Origin of the sequence: Alteromonas sp. MmMcT2-5 (genome assembly GCF_022348315.1) — a bacterium.
Taxonomy (GTDB): Bacteria; Pseudomonadota; Gammaproteobacteria; order Enterobacterales; family Alteromonadaceae; genus Alteromonas; species Alteromonas macleodii.
In genome coordinates this window covers 1-20,090 of the sequence record NZ_JAKRFB010000047.1, presented here as the reverse complement: position 1 = coordinate 20,090, position 20,090 = coordinate 1, and the positions used below count along the sequence as shown (strand labels likewise).

General features: G+C 45.3%; 15 protein-coding genes. 14 read left to right on the top strand and 1 reads right to left on the bottom strand.

Going from position 1 to position 20,090, the window contains the following annotated elements:
• Positions 1 to 83 precede the first annotated feature (83 nt).
• The 4 genes from MHN09_RS16700 (at position 84) to MHN09_RS16685 (ending at position 4,034) form a co-directional block, all read left to right on the top strand.
• Positions 84 to 1,649 carry an AMP-binding protein gene (locus MHN09_RS16700; protein ID WP_239241519.1) on the top strand — a complete coding sequence of 522 codons (1,566 nt, stop codon included), beginning with the start codon at positions 84 to 86 and terminating at the stop codon, positions 1,647 to 1,649.
• Between the two features lie 293 nt (positions 1,650 to 1,942).
• Positions 1,943 to 3,157: a beta-ketoacyl-ACP synthase I gene (fabB, locus tag MHN09_RS16695; protein ID WP_014949953.1), complete on the top strand. Its 1,215-nt coding sequence runs from the start codon at positions 1,943 to 1,945 to the stop codon at positions 3,155 to 3,157.
• Positions 3,158 to 3,510: 353 nt separating this feature from the next.
• Positions 3,511 to 3,741, top strand: a complete 231-nt coding sequence (locus MHN09_RS16690) for a type II toxin-antitoxin system ParD family antitoxin (protein ID WP_239241518.1) — start codon at positions 3,511 to 3,513, stop codon at positions 3,739 to 3,741.
• The gene (locus MHN09_RS16685; RefSeq protein WP_014976887.1) at positions 3,738 to 4,034 is read left to right on the top strand and encodes a type II toxin-antitoxin system RelE/ParE family toxin; all 297 of its coding nucleotides are present in this window, start codon (positions 3,738 to 3,740) and stop codon (positions 4,032 to 4,034) included. Before MHN09_RS16690 ends, MHN09_RS16685 begins: the two co-directional genes overlap by 4 nt.
• A gap of 41 nt (positions 4,035 to 4,075) precedes the next feature.
• Here MHN09_RS16685 and MHN09_RS16680 read toward each other — a convergent pair whose 3' ends face one another.
• Positions 4,076 to 4,765, bottom strand: a complete 690-nt coding sequence (locus MHN09_RS16680; RefSeq protein WP_239241517.1) for a Crp/Fnr family transcriptional regulator — start codon at positions 4,763 to 4,765, stop codon at positions 4,076 to 4,078.
• Between the two features lie 176 nt (positions 4,766 to 4,941).
• Here MHN09_RS16680 and MHN09_RS16675 point away from each other — a divergent pair, with 176 nt between their 5' ends.
• The 10 genes from MHN09_RS16675 to purF all read left to right on the top strand — a co-directional run bounded on the left by MHN09_RS16675 (position 4,942) and on the right by purF (position 19,932).
• On the top strand, positions 4,942 to 5,697 hold the full coding sequence (locus tag MHN09_RS16675) for a class II aldolase/adducin family protein (protein ID WP_039225270.1): 756 nt from the start codon (positions 4,942 to 4,944) through the stop codon (positions 5,695 to 5,697).
• A 238-nt stretch (positions 5,698 to 5,935) separates the two neighbouring features.
• Positions 5,936 to 7,138, top strand: coding sequence for a 4-phosphoerythronate dehydrogenase (locus MHN09_RS16670; protein WP_239241516.1), 1,203 nt, complete (start codon positions 5,936 to 5,938; stop codon positions 7,136 to 7,138).
• Between the two features lie 29 nt (positions 7,139 to 7,167).
• Positions 7,168 to 8,184: an aspartate-semialdehyde dehydrogenase gene (locus tag MHN09_RS16665; RefSeq protein WP_014979671.1), complete on the top strand. Its 1,017-nt coding sequence runs from the start codon at positions 7,168 to 7,170 to the stop codon at positions 8,182 to 8,184.
• A gap of 519 nt (positions 8,185 to 8,703) precedes the next feature.
• On the top strand, positions 8,704 to 13,596 hold the full coding sequence (locus MHN09_RS16660) for a FimV/HubP family polar landmark protein (protein WP_239241514.1): 4,893 nt from the start codon (positions 8,704 to 8,706) through the stop codon (positions 13,594 to 13,596).
• 204 nt (positions 13,597 to 13,800) lie between these two features.
• Positions 13,801 to 14,592 carry a tRNA pseudouridine(38-40) synthase TruA gene (gene truA, locus MHN09_RS16655; protein ID WP_239241513.1) on the top strand — a complete coding sequence of 264 codons (792 nt, stop codon included), beginning with the start codon at positions 13,801 to 13,803 and terminating at the stop codon, positions 14,590 to 14,592.
• Between the two features lie 309 nt (positions 14,593 to 14,901).
• A complete protein-coding gene (gene accD, locus MHN09_RS16650) occupies positions 14,902 to 15,747 on the top strand; it encodes an acetyl-CoA carboxylase, carboxyltransferase subunit beta (protein ID WP_014949945.1) in 846 nt (281 codons plus the stop codon).
• Positions 15,747 to 17,078, top strand: a complete 1,332-nt coding sequence (gene folC / locus MHN09_RS16645) for a bifunctional tetrahydrofolate synthase/dihydrofolate synthase (RefSeq protein ID WP_239241512.1) — start codon at positions 15,747 to 15,749, stop codon at positions 17,076 to 17,078. The genes accD and folC overlap by 1 nt, the downstream gene beginning before the upstream one ends.
• Before the next feature lie 46 nt (positions 17,079 to 17,124).
• Positions 17,125 to 17,745 carry an SPOR domain-containing protein gene (locus MHN09_RS16640; protein ID WP_239241511.1) on the top strand — a complete coding sequence of 207 codons (621 nt, stop codon included), beginning with the start codon at positions 17,125 to 17,127 and terminating at the stop codon, positions 17,743 to 17,745.
• 160 nt (positions 17,746 to 17,905) lie between these two features.
• Positions 17,906 to 18,394, top strand: a complete 489-nt coding sequence (locus MHN09_RS16635; protein ID WP_014949942.1) for a CvpA family protein — start codon at positions 17,906 to 17,908, stop codon at positions 18,392 to 18,394.
• Positions 18,395 to 18,408: 14 nt separating this feature from the next.
• Complete coding sequence (gene purF, locus MHN09_RS16630) at positions 18,409 to 19,932, top strand: amidophosphoribosyltransferase (RefSeq protein WP_239241510.1); 1,524 nt, start codon at positions 18,409 to 18,411, stop codon at positions 19,930 to 19,932.
• Positions 19,933 to 20,090: the final 158 nt, after the last annotated feature.

Genomic DNA, 20,090 nt, shown 5'->3' with positions numbered 1-20,090 from the left:
AACAATACGTTTATTTAATTGTTATTGTAAATAATTTGTTAAATTTAGCGCTAGGTCTATTCAAGATAGTTCAGGGAGAAGGTATGGCGGGCGTGTTTCACCAATGTGGTCAAAGCATTTGCAAACGCACTAGAGACGAAATGGATGATCGTGCACGTATCATAGCACGTGCACTGGCTGAGCAAGGTGTGTGCGATAACGATGTGGTAGCTATTTTTATGCGAAACCATGTCGATATATTTGAAATAGTTGAGGCATGCCGATATGTGGGTTCGCGCTATGTTCTGCTTAATTGGCACAGCCCTGTTGCCGAACTTTTGCCTATTTTAGACGACTGTGGCGCTAAAGTGCTATTCGCTCATCGCGACTTATTAAAGGGGGAGAATGACCGCCAAACGTTGTCACGCGTTCCCACCTTGTCAATGATATACACGATTAAAACGCCGGAAAGTATTTTAGAGCGCTATCATCTTACAGGTGATTCTGAATTGGCGAAAGAACCGAAAGCTGGGGCACAGTACCAGTGCCTTGATACGCTATTAGCTGCCCCAAACGCAACGCGCCACAATGAGCCGCCAAAACATTTTAAGGGCATGTTTCCCTACACATCTGGCAGTACCGGAAAACCTAAAGGTATTAAGCGAGATGAAGACCTAACGCGGCCAGACCCTTATTTAATATTTAAAGGGCTGTCTGAAGCGTTAATGCAGCTATCAATAGGTGATCGCTTTTTCGTCTCGGCACCGCTTTATCACAGTGCACCACATGCGCTTACGCTCTGCTGTTTAGCGGCGGGTAATATTGATGTATACATTGAGCCTCAATTCGATCCCGAACGCTTTTTACAAGACATAGAGCGGTTTAAGCTGACTCACGCCTATATTGTTCCCACTATGATGGTGAGGCTACTCAAACTGCCCGAGTCGATAAGAAGCAAATACGACACTTCAAGTTTGCGTTTTGCCTTATCAACCGGGTCAGCACTGCCAAGCGATGTGAAAGAAGCAATGATTAACTGGTTTGGTCCAATTTTCTATGAATCTTATGGTGCTAGTGAATTAGGCTTTATGACCCTAATTTCATCTCAAGAAGCATTAGATAAGCCAAATTCAGTGGGTAAGCCCATTCCTGGTGCCGCGATTAAAATACTGAGCGACGATAAAGAGGAGTGCGAAGTAGGTGGTGTTGGCGTCATATATGCGCACCTTTCCATGTTCGCGCCATTCAAATATACCAATACTACGGGCACGCAAAGCGACTTACATGTTGGTGAATTCACGACATTAGGTGATATGGGTTATGTGGACGAAGATGGCTACTTATATATTTGCGATAGGAAAAAAGACATGATCATCTCAGGTGGCGCCAATATATTTCCTGCTGAAATAGAAAGCGTCATCATCGAAATGCCTGAGGTTGCAGACTGCGCGGTATTCGGTGTGCCTGATGCTGAGTATGGCGAGAAAGTGGTGGTGGCTGTTCAATGCTCATCCGACAACGCGCTGTCGATTGATGCGCTACACGGGTATTTAGATGGCAAACTGGCGCGGTTCAAGTGGCCTAAAATGTTGCAAATACTCGATTCTCTGCCCAGAGAAGATACGGGTAAAATATTTAAGAACAAACTTAGAGCTCACTTTGGTCAATAAAAGAAACCGCTAAAGCGATTTTGAAGGTTTTGTGAAGGTATAAATTAACGCTGGTCATGACCCTGTGCATTCGTGCTACATTGGAAATATTCTGAACAAGAAAGCTTAGACAAAGACGGCAGAAACGAAAAAGAAGGGAAGTGGGAATTTACCTGTTTATACACACAAGCCCAGAATTGAAACAGGTATTGCAACGCTGAAGTTTGGATAATTTGAGTATGGCAATTGGCAGAGCAGACCACTTTACCATTCAAAATCGTTACCATAAGCCGCAACAACGCAAAGGGTAAACTATGAGAAGAGCAGTTATCACCGGTCTTGGTATCGTATCAAGCATCGGCGTAAATAAAGAAGACGTACTTGCTTCACTTAAAGCGGGTAAGTCTGGAATTACATTTTCAGAACAGTTCGCCGAAATGGGCCTTCGCAGCCAAGTTTGGGGCAACATCGACATCGATTTGAAAGACCATATTGACCGTAAAGCTATGCGCTTTATGGGCGATGCGGCAGGCTACGCATACGTGGCGATGCAACAAGCCATTGCAGACTCTGGTTTAGAAGAAAGCGACATTTCAAACGAGCGCACGGGTATTATTGCTGGCTCAGGTGGCGCGTCTTCTGAAAACCAAGTGCTTTCTGCTGATATTCTTCGCGAAAAGGGCGTTAAGCGTGTTGGTCCATACATGGTTCCTCGCTGTATGGCATCTACGGTATCGGCTTGCTTAGCAACACCGTTTAAAATTCGCGGCGTGAACTATTCAATTGCCTCTGCGTGTGCAACGAGTGCCCACTGTATTGGTAATGCGCTAGAGCTTATTCAGCTTGGTAAGCAAGACGTAGTATTCGCCGGTGGCGGCGAAGAACTACATTGGTCACTATCAAGCCAATTCGACGCTATGGGCGCACTAAGCTCTAAATATAACGACAATCCTGCTGTGGCATCACGTACTTATGACGCAGCACGCGACGGCTTTGTAAGTTCAGGCGGCGGCGGTATGGTTGTTGTTGAAGAACTTGAGCACGCGCTTGCACGCGGCGCAAAAATCTACGGCGAAGTAGTAGGTTACGGCGCTACATCAGACGGTTTCGACATGGTTGCACCGTCGGGTGAAGGCGCAATTCGCTGTATGAAAATGGCAATGCAAAATATCGATGCGCCAATCGATTACTTGAATACCCACGGCACATCTACGCCTGTAGGTGACGTGAAGGAACTTGCGGCGATTCAAGAAGTGTTTGGCCAAGCGGGCGTACCAATTAGTGCAACTAAGTCACTGACAGGTCACGCACTAGGTGCAGCGGGTGTAAACGAAGCTATTTACAGCTTGTTGATGATGGAGAATAACTTTATTGCGCCATCAATTAACATCGACACACTGGACGACGCGGCACAAGGGCTAGATATTGTTACCCAAGCTCGTGAAGCAACGTTAAACACAATTATGTCTAACAGCTTTGGCTTCGGCGGCACTAACGCAACGCTTGTTATGCAGCGTTATAACGGTTAATTGAAACCGCTTGAACCAGTAAGCTTTTTTAACTTCAGTTAAGAAGTTTCAAAAAAACAAAAGGGCGTAAACCTGAGCACCTTGGGTGCTTGTGTTTACGCCCTTTTTTTATTGGTATTATTTTAAATAAAACCTGTGTTTTCAGAAGCGGCCGCTTAAGCGATTGTAATTGTGTGTTTTGTCCGTGAAGCAGAATGTCAAATTTTTATTAAGCGCAGTGTTTCGAGTGACGCTAAATTTGTCGTTTAACTAAGTGCTCTGAGCTATCGGTTAAACCAACTTTCATTACTCAATCGGCAATCTTTGTCAATGTTTGCCATAATTTGCAAATGGTGGACATTCGGAAATAGACAATGGCAACTTTAAATGTGTCGCTTCCTGACGAAATGCGTACGTGGATTGATGAACAAGTAAAAACTGGCAAATATGCTAATGCTAGTGATTATATTCGCGATTTAGTGCGTCGTAATCAGAGTGAGCGAGAGGCAATTAGCTTAGCTCTCATAGAAGGTGAATTGAGTGGGAAAAGTGATAAGAATGTTTTAGATATTATTCAAGTTAAGAAAACTCGAGCCTCAGAATGAATAAATATACCCTCTCCAATAAAGCAGAGGAAGTTATCTCCGGGATTTACGATTATTCAGCCAATATTCATGGCGTAACTCAAGCTGAAGCCTATCTTGTTGCCCTACACGAAGCTCTAGTCATTCTGGCGGAAAACCCTAGTATCGGTACTTCAGCTGAGGATATCAGAAAGACTTACTTTCAACTGCCAGTTCATAGGCACATGGTCTTCTATAAAAAAGTCGATGACGGCATTTTCGTCATTAGGGTACTTCATCAACAGATGAAATACTCTATACATCTATGCGATTGAAATACGGAGGAAAGACCCAGTAATGTGGCGGAAGCGTCAAGTCAAATAAACTGATAACGACTAAACAAGGTATCTGGTTCGGGAATAGTGATTTTCCCGTAATGCCGTTTAACCAAACCTTCTTGTTGAAGTTCACCTAATAACTGGTTCACCGTTTGCCTACTGCTATTTATCATTTGCGCTAAAGACTCTTGCGAAAGCGTAAGTGTAATCGCGTTGTGTTTGGGCAAATGCTGACCGTAACTGGTGGTAAGCATTAAAAGCCGTTTTACCAGCTGGTGCTTAAGGCTAAGCCCTGCGCTTGAGTCAATAAACTGAAAAGCGCTGCGCACTCGCGTGCATAAAAGGCGAGTAAAATGCGGGTAGAGTTCAGGATATTGCTCAAGCAGTGCTTTAAACGCGTTCTTTTGAATAATCGCCACCGTGCAATTTGTCTCGCAGAAGTTGTCGTGAGTACGAGGGAGGTCGTCAAACATCGATATCTCACCAAACCAGGTGCCGGGGCCCAGTAGCGCAAATAGCATTTCGCGACCATCCACGCCCACAGTGACAACTCTTAAACGGCCTTCGCATACGCCATAAAAACCGACACCGTCTTCACCTTTGGCATGCAGTTGCTGCCCAACTTTTAAGTGTTTTAGACGCATCTTGTCGAACATGGCTTCCTGCAAATAGGGTGGAAGCGCGCTAAACCAAGTAGAGCTAGCGAGAACAGGTTTAAATTTTTCCATTTAACAAATTTCTTACAATGTCGTATATCCGACAGTGTATAGCAATTACTGCGCGTAATGTAGGCGGTAAGAAAAAGTAAGTGGAAGTTTCATTGAAACGCGCAAGGTATCGAGCCTTCCACCTAGGGCCCTCCCGCCTCAAATTAAATTAATTTGTACGTTAAAAGAGTAAAGCTATGACAGATTCAGTAAAGTCGAAAGTTAGCAGTGAAGAATGGCAAACCCGTGTTGACCTTGCCGCATGTTATCGCGCAGTTGCTATGTATGGTTGGGACGACCTTATTTTCACCCATATTTCTGCCCGTGTTCCTGGGCCTGATCATCATTTCTTGATCAATCCTTACGGTTTAATGTTTGATGAAGTTACTGCATCAAGCTTGGTTAAAGTTGATCTTCACGGTAACAAGGTAATGGAAAGTGAGTACGACATTAACCCAGCAGGTTTTACTATTCATAGCGCTGTTCATGAGGCTAGAGACGATGCAAAATGTGTCCTGCATTTGCACACAGCAGAAGGTGTGGCGGTATCCATTTTAGAAGAAGGGTTGCAGCCATACTCGCAACAGTCGCTTTTTCCGCTGGCGTCGCTTTCCTATCATGCCTACGAAGGCGTGGCGCTAAACCCAGAAGAAAAAGTGCGATTGGTTCGCGACCTTGGCGATACCCAATTTATGATTTTGCGCAATCACGGGCTTTTAACCTGTGCAGACAATATTCCCGATGCCTTTTTGTTTATGTTTATCATGCAGCGCGCCTGTGAAATTCAGTTAAAAGCGCAGGCCACAGGCAAGCCGCTTATTCCAATTCATTCGGCAATTCTAGATGGCATTCGTACACAAGCCGATCAAGTCACTCGGCAGGCTGGTGGTTCGTTAGCATGGCCGGGTATTAAACGACGCGTTGAACGCCGTTTCCCTGGATATGACAAGTAACGGCGTGAAGTTTAACGTTATCTAATACGATGATCGCAACGGATGAAGTGGACAAAAAACGTGAGCTAAAGCGGTTTGCTTCAAGCGTTCCCGTGTTAAAGGATTGTATGAACTTCGGCCGTCTCTTTAATGTTGCGGCCAAACGTGCATCAAAATGACGTAAATTAAACGAATCACCGACAAGATAAATCAAGGGCGCTGGGTTACTAAAAGCCTAAGTTAAGGTACACTTAGCGCCATGAAAATACTTCTTGAAGATACCATTCCGTTTGGCACCGATTACCTTAATAGCGTAGGTGAGGTTGAAACCTATGCATGGCAATCTCTTGTGCCTGAAATGCTGCGCGATGTAGATATTCTTGCGCTGCGTTCTACCACCAAGGTTACCCCTGAACTGCTAACCAAGGCTAACAAGCTTAAGTTTGTTACTACGGCAACGGCGGGAACCAATCATCTAGATAAAACGCATTTAGATAGCGTGGGTATTATGCATAGCAGTGCGGCAGGCTGTAATGCCGTTGCGGTTGCCGAGTACGTGTTGAGTGTTTTGCTGCACGCGCAAAAAGCCCAAAAGCTCGATTTATATAATGCGACAGTGGGAATAGTAGGTGCGGGTAATGTGGGAACTGCATTATCAAGAATTTTAACGGCAATTGGCGTTAAACACTGTCTGTATGACCCACCGCTACAGCAAGCGCTAGCAAAATCAGGTAAGAATGAGCACAACGGTCAGTCATTTGTAGACTTAGCGCAAATAGCAAAATGCGATGTTATTTCGCTTCACGTGCCTTTTATTAAAGGCGGCGAATATCCTACATATCAGATGATAGACGAAGCGTTTCTGGAAGGATTAACGTCAAACCAGCTGCTTATAAATGCATGCCGGGGTGAGGTTATTAATGAAGTGGCACTACTTAGTGTACTTCGAGGTGAAAAACCGCCAACGGTGGTACTCGACGTATTCGATAATGAGCCTGCCATAAATACAGCATTATTTGACTATGTTTGGTTCGTTACACCGCATATCGCGGGGCATTCTGTAGAAGGCAAAGTGCGCGGTACGCAAATGATTTACGAGCAAATTTGTGACGTAGTGGGCAAAGCCCCAGACAAAGTGCTTAGCGACTTTTTAGAGAAAACCAATCCGATCAAAGCTGTGTTAAATTCGCCTGAGGCGTCGCGGTTGTCGGTTGAGGATCTCATTGCCGTATTCCACGATGTGTATGATGTAGCTATTGACGATAAGATAACGCGAAACGCGTTTGCGTCAGGCCATAATGAAACGCCAGAGACACACATTGCAAATACGTTCTCTACATTGCGTAAGCAATACAGAGTGCGTCGCGAGTGCAGCGCCTATGCGTTACACTTGCCAAAAAACACCAGTAAGCAAATCCAAGACACATTCACCAAACTGGGCTTTCATGTAAGTCTGGTTTAGTTATTTTAATATTAGGAGCATAAAGCATTATGTCGCAAGCGTTTGACGTAGCGGTACTTGGCGCCACAGGTTTAGTGGGCCAAACCATGATTGAACTATTAGAAGAGCGAGACTTTCCGGTAAACCGTTTGTATCCGCTTGCCAGTAAACGTTCAGCAGGTAGTACCGTGTCGTTTAAAGGCGAAGACATTGAAGTATTAGATGCTGATGATTTCGACTGGTCATTAGTGCAATTCGGCTTTTTCTCAGCCGGAGGCAGCATTTCTGCAAAATTTGCTCCTCTAGCGGCAGAGGAAGGCTGTATTGTTATCGACAATACTTCAGAGTTTCGTTACGAGCCAGATATCCCACTTGTGGTGCCAGAAGTTAACGCCCATGCACTGGCAGAGTTTCGCAATAGAAATATTATTGCGAACCCAAATTGCTCAACCATTCAAATGTTGGTTGCACTTAAACCTATTCAAGACGCGGTTGGTATTGACCGTATTAATGTGTGCACATACCAGTCAGTTTCTGGTGCAGGTAAAGAAGCCATGGAAGAGTTGGCTAAACAAACCGCAGGTTTGCTAAACGCACGTGAAGTAAAGCCAGAATCGTTTAGTCGCCAAATTGCCTTTAATGTCATACCTCAAATCGACGTATTCCAAGACAACGACTACACCAAAGAAGAAATGAAAATGCTGTGGGAAACCCAAAAAATTATGGGCGATCAAAGTATTTTGGTAAACGCGACGGCTGTGCGCGTGCCGGTTTTCTACGGTCATGCTGAAGCCATTCACCTTGAAACGCGTTCGCCAATAGATGCGCAGCATGTTAAAGAGCTTTTAGCCGATGCGCCAGGCGTAACAGTTTACGACGGAAATGAGCAATTCCCAACGCAAGTAAGCAGCGCTAGCGGCAACGACATTGTGCATGTGGGTCGTATCAGGAATGATATTACTCATCCTTGTGGTTTAAATTTGTGGGTGGTGTCAGACAACATTCGCAAAGGTGCAGCGACAAACAGCATTCAAATTGCTGAGACACTTATTCGCGACTACTTGTAAATGCTCTACAGAGACACAGCCTCTGATTAATCGGATAAGCACAGGAAAAGGTAAACATTTTTCTGTGCTTGCCGATACGCAAGGAAAGGGCAATTCCTGTTGCAATTGATAAAAGCATTTAATGCATCAAAGCGGCAGTGTTCAACACGATAGAGTGAATGTATTTGAAGCAACGAAATGGCGGTTTTTAGCGAAAATTTGAGCATTAGAGCGCTTCAATACTACTGTCTAACTAGATCACCCTTAATAACTGGTTTATAGTTTGTAAAGTTAGGAATAGAACAACGTTAAAAACAATACTCAGTCAGACACTTAGGCGAAGGGTAAGAATTCTATAAAGCGCAAATAAATCTTACTGCTAAGTTCATAAAGACTGTAAAACGCTAGCTTGATTATTAATGGTTTCAAGGTGGCTTAAGAATAAAAATAAAAGCCAATATTTTCTTCCGTACTGATTGGCTAGAAAATCCGCCCATACGTCTCGGGTGGTAAATACGCTTGAGGGCATATAGGACTGCTATGAAATTGCATTTGACGGGCTTACTTTTACTAACACTTTGTTTGTCTGGCCCTATCATCACTGTTGATGCACAAGAACGCGCTACCTTCTTAAAAGGTCCCAAAGACGCAACTGATCAGTATTCAGGCCTAGAATATGGCCCTATCGACGCCAACGATACCCTATGGCGTATTGCTGAGCGTTATCGCCAAAATAATAACCTGAGCGTATATCAGGTTATGACCGCCATTTACGAGCTCAATCCAAACGCCTTTGAAAACGGCAATTTAAATTTATTAGTTGATGGTGCGGTATTAAAGCTACCATCAGAACGCTATATCGCCAGAATTGATAAGCAAAAAGCCCAGATGCGCGCTGAGCAGGATGATAGAGCATTTGCTGAATTGCTTAATAAGCCCGGCAGTAGCGTAAGAAATATCAAGCCTGCATCGCCTTTAGTCAATCAACAAGACTTAACTCAAACCCAAACTGATATTGAGCAGAAAATCACTCGCTTGGATCAGGAGCAAACCCGACAATTCGACGAACTGCGTATGCAGTTTGCAGCCTCATTGGAAAATGTTGAAGCAATTCTTAACGAAAACAGACGCTTGTACGAGCGTGTTGAGGCCGTTAATGGCGAACTTGAAACCTTGCGTGGGCAAGTCGAAGGAGATGTTAAGAGCCAACTAGATATGCAAGTGGCGCTTCAGCAAGAATTGCTCGACATGATCAAGGCCGAGCAAGCGCAGCGCGAAGCAGAAAAGCAGTCTTCTTTTTTAAGCGCGCTTAGCGGCCCACTCAGTCTAATCATAGGCTCTGCAATTCTGTCACTATTGTTAGTAGGTGGCCTTATCCTGTGGCTGCTAAAACGTAATAGTAAGCCTGACGAAGCGCCTGCGGCTGGACCTACGATTACAGCCGATAACGATGAAGTGCCGGTACCTGATTCTGACATTGGCGATCTTTCAAGTGCACTGGCCCCTGACTTTGATGATAAAGCAGAGTTGTCAGATGATGACTTGTTCAATGACGACGACCTACTTGATGACGTACTTACCTCAGATTTAGAAGAAAGCCTAGATGACGAACTAGAAACCTTCGCCGACCTTGAAGACGACATGTTGGTGCCAGACGATGGTAGTGATGACTTGTTTGAAGCTGGTGATGATGAGCTTGATCAAAGTGAACTAGATAGCCTGTTCGATGACGATGACCTGTCAGATAAAGTATTAAACGAAAACGACGCTGACGACCTTGAAGGCTTCGACCTGTCAGGGGACGACGACATCTTTGATGAAGATTCTGCCGATGAAAGCGAGCCTGAGACGGAAGTTTCTGACGAGGCTGCATCGACAGATGAAGATGATTTTGACATTGATGACTTGCTTGATGATGTACAAAGCCAAGACGCGGCAGAACTTGAGAGTGATGAGCTAGATGAGTCGGGCGACATAGACCCTGACGACATACTGGCTGAGGTCAACGGAACCGCTGAATCTGACAATATTGATGAAGACGATATCGACGCGTTGCTTGCCAGCTCGGTTGATGATTTATCTGACGCTGACGAAGAAACAGAAAGTGTTTCTTCTTTGCCAACCGTAGAAGATGAGGACGATAAGCCTGAAATCAGTATTGACGATTTGCTAGAAGAGCACGGCGTTGATGCAGGTCTTACTGATGAGCTAGACAGCAATGACGACCTTATCAATGAGGATATGCTAAGCAAGCTCGACGACGAGATTAATCAGCAAAATAAAGAAATTGATAAAATCACCGACGATTTGTTAAATGAAATTGAGCAAATCGAAATGATGGGTGGCCTAGGTGAAGAAGATGACGAAGACGAGGATGATCTTGAGGAAGAAATAACAACTTCTTCGCCGTCGCCGCAGTCTATTCAGAGTCTTGATGCCATTACCGACGATTTAGACGAAATAGTCACCGACGAAATCGAAACTAACGCGGACTTCAGTGACCCTCTTTCCGATGAGCTTATTGCTGAGCTACAGGCGGAAGATGAGCTTGCTGAAGAGCCTTCAGCGGATCAAATGCCCTCAGCGGATCAAGAGCCTTCAGCTGATGAAGAGCTTAATGAAAGCGCTTCTAGCGAGTTACCTACTCAATCCGATGAGGACGGTGATTTTGACGATCCGTTTACTGATGAACTACTTGCAGAGCTTGAAGCAGAGTTGGATGGCGAGCCTGAAGTTAGTCCTGAAGCTCACGAAGAAAACGTAGATCTTGAAACGCCTGAAGGCGATGAAGATGATTTTAGCGACCCGCTAACTGATGAGTTACTTGCTGAACTAGAAGCTGAAGAATCTAAAAGCAGTGAAGATGTAGATTTGCTGACAGACGAGCTACTTTCTGAGCTTGAGTCTGAAATAGAACCAGATGATGAAACAGATTCAGAGTTCGAACCTGAAGCTTTGAGCGAGTCAGAAGCAGAAGCTGAGCGAGAAGCTGACTTTGAAGATGAAGTAGAACTTGAGACGGAAGCCGAAGGTGAACCGCAGTCAGAACTAGAATCAGAGCTTGGCACTGAAGTAGAAGCAGAGCAAGACGCTGAGATTGAGCCTGGACTAGAAGCGGAACTTGAGTCTGAGCCGGAGCCGGAATCAGAGCTAGAATTTGAAGCTGATTCTGAATCTGAATTCGAACAGGATATCGATTCTGAAACAGAACAAGACCAGGAACCAGAAGAAAAAGCTGAGCCTGAAGCCGCCTCGGAAGATGCAGTAGAGTTAGAGACGGAAGCCCAGGGTAAAACGGAGTCAGAACTAGATTCAGAGCCGGAGTTTGGCACTGAGGTAGAAGCAGAAAAAGACGCTGATATTGAGCCTGAACTAGAAACAGAACTTGAGTCTGAACCAGCGACGGAGTCAGAGCTTGAATTTGAAGCTGAGCCTGAGCTTGAATCTGAATTAGAACAGGATATCGATTCTGAAACAGAACAAGACCAAGAACCAGAAGAAAAAGTTGAACCTGAAACTGAAGCTGAACCTGAAGCCGACTTGGAAGATGAAGTAGAGCTAGAGGCGGAAGCCGAAGGTGAACCAGAGTCAGAACTAGATTCAGAGCCAGAGTTTGGCACTGAAATAGGAGCAGAACAAGACGCTGAGATTGAGCCTGAACTAGAAACGGAACTTGAATCTGAGCCGGAGCCGGAATCAGAGCTAGAATTTGAAGCTGAGTCTGAGCTTGAATCTGAATTGGAACAGGATATCGATTCTGAAACAGAACAAGACCAGGAACCAGAAGAAAAAGTTGAACCTGAAACTGAAGCTGAACCTGAAGCCGACTTGGAAGATGAAGTAGAGCTAGAGGCGGAAGCCGAAGGCGAACCAGGGTCAGAACTAGATTCAGAGCTAGAGTTTGGCACTGAAGTAGATGCAGAACAAGACACTGAGATTGAGCCTGAATTAGAGGCGGAACTTGAATCTGAGCCAGAGCCAGAATCAGAGCTAGAATTCGAAGCTGAGCCTGAAACCAACTCGGAAGATGAAGTAGAGCTAGAAACGGAAGCCGAGGCAGAACTACAGCCAGAAACAGGCGTAGAGCCAGAGCTCGACGCTGTCGATGAAGACGCTGAAGAAAAGGCAGGGCAAACGTCAGACGATCCACTAGATGACGCTATTGAAGCGTTTGAAAGACAGATGATGGATGATATTCCTTCGTTCAGTCAGATGGATACGGAAGAGCCATCAGCGCAGGAAAAGCCCTCAGCGCCAACAGAGCCAGCGGAAGATGCTTCAGCAGAAGACAGTGATGAATACGACGACAGCCTGTTAAACGCTGCGTATGACGAAGTAGAAAGCTTTGAATTAGAGCAAGAAATTGACGGTGTAGTAGACGGTGAAGATGAAGGTGACGAAATATCATCAGAATCTAGTGCTGCTGAAGAATCGAGTTCACCTGAAGAAACTGATTTAAACCAAAGCGATTCAGATAAGAACAGCGAAGAAGACTTTAACGAACTTGACGATGTTCCTGGCCTTGACGACTGGCTGTCTGCTTCCGATGACGACGATCATGTAGACGACAACGAGATTCTTGACGATCTTGACAGTGCGGAATTCGATGAGCTTCTTCAAAGTCTTGAGTCAGACGCTATTGTTGATACAAGTGATGTCGACACCAGTGAAATTGAAAGTGATGACGACGGTCAGGATCCAGAAGCATCTTCAGCAGAGAGTGAAGATACTTTCGAACTTGAGCAGGAAGATGATGAAGCCACATTCGAGTTAGAAGGGAGTGACGACAACCTTGGATTCGACGAACGCGATGATACGTTTGAACTAGACGAAGAAGATGAAACCTTTGAGCTAGACGAAGATGGTGCTTTTGAGTCTGAGCAAGAAGACGACGAAGATACTTTCGCCCTTGAAGAAGATGATTCGGAACTTGCATTAGACGACCTTGAAATTCCAGATGATGTGGAATTGGATATTGCCACGCCAACTGAAATTGAAGAGGACGAACAAGAGGCTCAATCCGTTGAGACTGAAAAGGCTCAAGAGGATGATCTTAAACTCGATAACCCTGATTTAGATCTTGCCGCCTTACTTAGTGATGTCGATGGTGAAAGTGACGCGCAAACGCCACCAGAAGACTTCCTTGATGTGGAGGCTTTAATGGACGATGGCGATGATGCAGATGCTATTGACCCGGATAGCCAAGCGCTAGATCTTGATGTAAGTTTATCTGACTTCACAGGTGTATCTGATGAAGATACGGTGATTGATATAGATAAAGACGCAGGGCAGAACGCTAACCTGGACTTAGCTCGCGCTTATATTGAAATGGACGATGTGGACGCTGCAAAAGAGTTGCTTGAAGAAGTAATGAAAGAGGGTAGCGAAGAGCAGAAACAGGAAGCCGCATCGATTTTAGCGAATATTGCTTAAGTAGTTTGCTCTTATGCGCATAACCGCGCTCTCGTTTGAGATTTTGGACGGCCAGTATATTTACAAGATATACAGGCCGTTTTTGTTTTAGGTGATGTACATTTATTTTCTATGACCTAAAAGAGTTTTGCGTATTAGCGGCATTGCATGTTGCAAGCGACATGACTACACTTAGCGCCTTTTCAGAAACGGGGTAATACAGATATGGAGCGAATTGCCTTAGGGATTGAATACGACGGTGCTGCTGTATACGGATGGCAACGCCAGCGTGAAGTACCAAGTGTTCAGGAACATCTTGAAAAGGCACTATCGACAGTAGCCAACGAACCCATTGAAGTGCAGTGCGCTGGACGTACCGATGCTGGTGTACACGCTACTGGGCAAGTGGTTCACTTTAACTGTGATGCACCACGCTCAGAGCGCGCTTGGACACTCGGCGTAAATGCGAATCTGCCTAACTCTGTTGCTGTTACCTGGGCAAAGAACGTCAGCGATGACTTCCATGCACGTTTTTCTGCTACCCATCGCCGCTATCGTTACGTTATTCATAATGCGAAAATGCGTCCTGCTATTCTCCATTCCGGGGTTACCCATATCCACCGCGAATTAGACGAGAAAAAAATGCATGTTGCCGCACAAGCATTGCTAGGCGAACAAGATTTTACCTCTTTTCGCGCAGCGCTTTGCCAAAGTAAAACACCATTTCGCAACGTTACTGATGTATGCGTATATCGCCAAGGGCGATACGTTATTATCGATATTCGCGCCAATGCTTTCTTGCATCATATGGTTCGCAATATCACGGGCGCGCTTGTTGAGATTGGGGCAGGGGAGCAAGATGTAAATTGGATAGCTCACTTGTTAAGCCTGAAAGACAGAAGTAAATCTGCAGCTACGGCGAAGCCAAATGGGTTGTACTTGGTTGACGTCACATACCCTGACGAGCACGGTTTGCCTAAACCGCCTTTAGGGCCGCTATTCCTTCCAGAGGCCTAATCTATCTACCTTCGTCTTTAAATTTTTCAATCTGAGTTAGTTGCACATCATCTAGCAGTTAACTCAGGTTGTATTGAAGCATGTATCTTCAAATCATCCCTTGCCAACTTCTAAGACCAGTTTTGTTTTTTCCATTTCGTTGTATTGTGGTCTAATAGCGCGCTATATTAGGTAGCTGTTCTATTGTGTTACGTATTTTTTCTTTGTAATACAGTATGAAACTTAAAAAATTAATGTGTTGTTGGCCACAAGTATGAACAAACATCAATCGTCACGGTCGGCAAACAAAAAACAAAGGATTCAATTTCCATGAGCTGGATTCAAAAAATTCTTCCTCGCACGCAAACATCAACCAAAGGTAACGTACCAGAGGGTATCTGGACGAAGTGTGGTTCATGCCAAGCAGTGCTGTATAAGAGCGAACTGGAAAAACTTCAGGAAGTTTGCCCTAAATGTGACCATCACATGCGTATTACGGCACGCCGCCGTATCGATGCGTTCCTAGATGATGGCGATCGCGTTGAGTTAGGTGCAGAGCACGAGCCGCAAGACGTACTTAAATTTAAAGACTCTAAGCGCTATAAAGACCGTATCGTTGCTGCACAAAAGGCAACGAACGAGAAAGACGCGCTTGTGGTAATGCAGGGCAAGCTAAAAGGTATGCCGGTAGTGGTTGCGTGTTTTGAGTTTGCGTTTATGGGCGGCTCAATGGCATCGGTTGTAGGTGCTCGCTTCGTTGCTGCTGTTAATGCATGCTTAGAAAACGATATGCCGCTTATTTGCTTTAGTGCTAGTGGCGGTGCGCGTATGCAAGAAGCACTGATGTCGCTAATGCAAATGGCTAAAACATCTGCAGCGCTTGCTAAAATGAGCAAGAAAGGCCTGCCTTATATCAGCGTGCTTACCGACCCTACAATGGGCGGTGTATCTGCAAGCTTGGCAATGCTTGGTGACGTAAACGTAGCCGAGCCAAAAGCGCTTATCGGCTTCGCGGGTCCTCGCGTAATCGAACAAACAGTAAGAGAAAAGCTGCCTGAAGGTTTCCAGCGCAGTGAATTCCTTGTTGAGAAAGGTGCAATTGATATGATTGTTGACCGCAGAGATATGCGTGATAGATTACACAGCCTGTTGGTTAAGTTGCATTATAAGAATTAGTGAATAACGAAAACAATTTAAATACTGGCTCAGCGCCACACGCAGAAAACGCCTCAGCGTCTTCATCTTCGCAAAAAAGCCTGAGCCAGTGGTTATCCTACCTAGAATCTATTCATCCTAGCGCCATCGATATGGGGCTAGACAGAGTGAAAGAAGTGGCCAATGCCATGGCACTCTCACTCAGCCAGTCTTTGGTTATTACTGTAGCAGGCACAAACGGTAAAGGCACAACGTGCCGCTTACTTGAGCAGGCCATGCTTTCGCAAGGCAAAAGTGTTGCGGTATACAGTTCCCCCCATTTAACCGACTATCGTGAACGCGTGCGTTACAACGGCGAATTACCGCCTGCCGATGAATTTGTAAATGCATTTGAGTTTGTTGAAAATGCGCGAAAAGACACCGGTGGCGAACCTATTACTCTAACTTACTTTGAGTTCGGTACACTGGCTGCCATGAAAATGATGCAGTCATGGGCTGTTGATGTGGTCATTCTTGAAGTAGGCCTGGGCGGACGTTTGGATGCCACCAACATTATTGATCCCAATCTAGCTGTTATTACGACTATCGATCTTGACCATCAAGATTGGCTTGGTAACACCCGCGAAAAAATTGCTCGGGAAAAAGCGGGCATTATGCGCAAAAACGGCAATGCAGTGGTTGGTGAACTGTTTCCTCCATCATCGCTTTACGATGTGGCTAACGAGCTACAAGCTAACGTACGTTGGGCTACACAAGATTTCGAAACAGTGGTAGCAAGTGATTACAGTGAGTGGAGCTGGAAAGGGAAGAGCAATAGTTATACGTCGCTACCTTATCCTAAAATTCCACTTCAAAATGCGAGTACAGCGTTGGCCGCGCTGGAGCTACTAGATTTGCTGCCCGAAGAAAGCGTGGTAAGAGATATTATTGAGAACACCACCATGCCGGGGCGCCAGCAGACTATTAGTGATTCCCCGTTAGTAGTTGTAGACGTTGCCCATAATCCACAAGCGACGACAGCTATGCAAGATTGGCTAAACCGTTACGATGTAAGCCAAATGCGCGTTGTGGTGGGCATGCTAAAAGATAAGTCTATTGCAGAGACCTTAGCGCCACTGGCGACACTTAATGCCAAGTGGTACGTAGCGTCAACGAGTGGTCCTCGGGGCTGCAAGGCAGAAGTACTTGAAAATGCACTTGTTAATGCCGGCACAACCATAGAGAATATAGACACGTTTCAGGACGTGACCTCGGCATATCAGCGCGCGCTTGCAGATTATCAAACTGGTGAACTTATTCTCGTTTTTGGTTCTTTTGTTACCGTAGCAGACGTGCTTGCTGAGCAAAACTAACACGCGCATTGTAGAGTAAAACCGTGTATTCAAGCAGGAGAGCACAGTGACATCGGCATTAAAGAATAGACTGGTGGGGACAATTATTGTTGTCGCCCTAGCGGTAATCTTTTTACCAGACTTTCTTGATGGCAAAAAGCAAACAAACAGAGAACCTTTTGTCTCTGTACCTGCTAATCCGCCTAAAAAGCCCATCGTAGAGCCAGAATCGTTTCCATCAGAGCGCGTGGCGAAAGCTGCGGTGCCAGCGGTTGAAATTCAAGATGAAACGGCATTAGATGATGATTTGGATTCTTCTGGCGCAGGGGAAAGTGGTCGTGCAGGTGAAGCCACTACCGCAAAAGCGCCAGCGGTGAAAACCTTTGAAGAAGAGGACAATCTCGCAAGCCAAACGGTGGTTAATACAAAAAGTGTCGCAGACGATGACGCTGGTTGGGTTATTCAACTTGGCAGTTTCCGACACGAGAAAAACGTGAAGGCACTGCTGACGAAACTGGAAAAGGCTGGGTATCGTGCGTTTAGTCGCAAAATTCAAACCAGTTCTGGCCCGCTTAATAAAGTTTTCGTTGGCCCGGATTTAGACAAGAAAAAACTGGAATCGGCACTACCTCACTTAAAGGAACTCACGAGTCTTAAAGGTAAGGTCACTACGTTCAAAGTTGAATAGTGCGCATTGTTCCTGGCGCTAGTCGAATTAAGCACGGACAGAGCAACAGGGATTGGTATTACAGACTAGTAATATTTTTATCTTCTGTTAGAATGCGCGCCATCTCGCCAAAGGCTCGTTGCTTTACGATAAAAAGCAACATCAACGCAATAAAGAGACGATGAACTGGGTAGACTTTTCCATACTGGGTATCATTGCGGTATCTACCTTAATAAGCCTGATCAGAGGGTTTGTTAAAGAAGCCATCTCGTTAGTGGTATGGTTTGCTGCACTCTTTATTTCAAGCAACTTCTACGCTGACCTCGCCGTTTACTTCACAGCCATTGACGATCCTTACTTAAAAAACGGTGCTGCAATTGCAGCATTGTTTGTCACCACGCTCATTCTTGGCGGCATGATCAATTACGTGATTAGCCAATTGGTTCAGGCAACTGGGCTGTCTGGAACAGATAGGGCCCTCGGTATAGTTTTTGGCGCACTGCGTGGCGTGCTTATAGTTAGCGCATTGCTCTTTTTTATGGATACCTTTACTGGTGCAGCTTCCTCAGATTGGTGGCAAGCATCGGTACTCATTCCAGAGTTTGGTGTCATCATTGAGTGGTTTTTCAGCTATGTGAAAGACTCCTCCAGTTTCTTAAATCCCGCTTGAAATAGGTAACGCACATGTGTGGTATAGTCGGAATAGTTGGTAAAACGCCCGTAGCTCAGTCACTGTACGACGGTCTAACGGTTATTCAACACCGTGGACAGGATGCCGCAGGCATAATGACTATCGACCAAAATATGTTTAATTTGCGTAAGGCAAATGGTTTGGTTCGAGATGTTTTCCATACGCGTCATATGAAGAGGCTCTCTGGCAACATGGGTATTGGCCATGTTCGCTATCCTACCGCGGGTACATCAAGCTCTGCAGAGGCGCAACCGTTTTATGTGAACTCGCCGTTTGGTATTGCCTTTGCTCATAACGGCAACCTCACCAACGCCCATGAGCTACAGGAAGAAGTATTCCGCATTGCACGCCGCCACATCAACACCACCTCAGATTCAGAATTATTGCTTAACATTCTTGCGCATGAACTGCAGCAGGTAGCAGGTTTAAGCGTAAGTGCCGAACACATTTTTGAAGTGGTAACGAAAGTTCATAAGAAAATTCGTGGTGCCTACGCAGTCGTTGCGGCGATCATCGGCCAAGGTATTGTAGCGTTTCGCGACCCGCACGGTATTCGTCCTCTAGCACTCGGTAAGCGTATGAGCGAGCTGGGTGAGGAATGGATGGTGGCATCTGAAAGCGTTGCGCTTGATGCTGTTGGCTTCCAGTTTGTGCGCGATGTAATGCCAGGTGAAGCGGTATTCATTACCGAAGAAGGTCAACTGCACACCAGACAGTGTGCCGAAAAACCAGTAACCTCTCCGTGTATCTTCGAGTTTGTTTACTTTGCTCGCCCAGATAGCTTTATAGATGGCATTTCAGTTTATGCATCGCGTGTAAACATGGGCCGTAAGCTAGGTGAAAAAATTAAGCGCGAATGGGCAGATCTGGATATCGACGTGGTTATTCCTATTCCTGAAACGTCGATGGATGTGGCGCTTCAAATCGCGAACACACTGGATTTGCCATATCGCCAAGGCTTTGTTAAAAATCGCTACATTGGCCGTACTTTCATTATGCCTGGCCAAACCATGCGTAAAAAATCAGTACGCCGTAAGCTAAACGCAATCTCATCTGAGTTTAAAGATAAGAGTGTACTGCTTGTCGATGACTCTATCGTGCGCGGTACTACATCGGGTCAAATCATTGAGATGGCGCGTGAGTCAGGTGCGAAGAAAGTATACTTTGCGTCAGCTGCTCCAGAAATTCGTTTCCCAAATGTGTATGGTATTGATATGCCATCGGCAAACGAACTGATTGCTTATGGTCGTGAAATCGATCAAATTGCAGAGCTTATCCAAGCAGATGGCCTTATCTTCCAAGACATTTCTGACTTGGTGGATGCCGTTCGCGAAGAGAACGAAACCATTCAGCGTTTTGAAACGTCTGTTTTTGATGGGAACTATATTACTGCGGATATCGACCAAGAGTACCTTGAGCGAATTGATATGTCGCGCGGTGAAGCGTCAAGAAAAGCGCCAGTGGTACAAGCAGAGCTTAGCAATCTTGATGTGCATAATATTGATGCCGCTGATTAATGTAAGACGCTCTTTGATATAACAAAAAGCCGCTTTTTAAAGCGGCTTTTTTAATGCTTTATGTCCCGTCCTAAAATACGTTGACATAAAGAGGATTTCTTTATGACAACTTCAAGTAATCAAAGGCCTAAGCGCACACAGCGTGATTACACCTTAGC

What these genes read in the sequence shown, in the direction of transcription:
- MHN09_RS16700 (WP_239241519.1), top strand. Translation starts at nt 84, where the DNA reads ATGGCGGGCGTGTTTCACCAATGTGGTCAAAGCATTTGCAAACGCACT.
- fabB (WP_014949953.1), top strand. Translation starts at nt 1,943, where the DNA reads ATGAGAAGAGCAGTTATCACCGGTCTTGGTATCGTATCAAGCATCGGC.
- MHN09_RS16690 (WP_239241518.1), top strand. Translation starts at nt 3,511, where the DNA reads ATGGCAACTTTAAATGTGTCGCTTCCTGACGAAATGCGTACGTGGATT.
- MHN09_RS16685 (WP_014976887.1), top strand. Translation starts at nt 3,738, where the DNA reads ATGAATAAATATACCCTCTCCAATAAAGCAGAGGAAGTTATCTCCGGG.
- MHN09_RS16680 (WP_239241517.1), bottom strand. Translation starts at nt 4,765, where the DNA reads ATGGAAAAATTTAAACCTGTTCTCGCTAGCTCTACTTGGTTTAGCGCG.
- MHN09_RS16675 (WP_039225270.1), top strand. Translation starts at nt 4,942, where the DNA reads ATGACAGATTCAGTAAAGTCGAAAGTTAGCAGTGAAGAATGGCAAACC.
- MHN09_RS16670 (WP_239241516.1), top strand. Translation starts at nt 5,936, where the DNA reads ATGAAAATACTTCTTGAAGATACCATTCCGTTTGGCACCGATTACCTT.
- MHN09_RS16665 (WP_014979671.1), top strand. Translation starts at nt 7,168, where the DNA reads ATGTCGCAAGCGTTTGACGTAGCGGTACTTGGCGCCACAGGTTTAGTG.
- MHN09_RS16660 (WP_239241514.1), top strand. Translation starts at nt 8,704, where the DNA reads ATGAAATTGCATTTGACGGGCTTACTTTTACTAACACTTTGTTTGTCT.
- truA (WP_239241513.1), top strand. Translation starts at nt 13,801, where the DNA reads ATGGAGCGAATTGCCTTAGGGATTGAATACGACGGTGCTGCTGTATAC.
- accD (WP_014949945.1), top strand. Translation starts at nt 14,902, where the DNA reads ATGAGCTGGATTCAAAAAATTCTTCCTCGCACGCAAACATCAACCAAA.
- MHN09_RS16635 (WP_014949942.1), top strand. Translation starts at nt 17,906, where the DNA reads ATGAACTGGGTAGACTTTTCCATACTGGGTATCATTGCGGTATCTACC.
- purF (WP_239241510.1), top strand. Translation starts at nt 18,409, where the DNA reads ATGTGTGGTATAGTCGGAATAGTTGGTAAAACGCCCGTAGCTCAGTCA.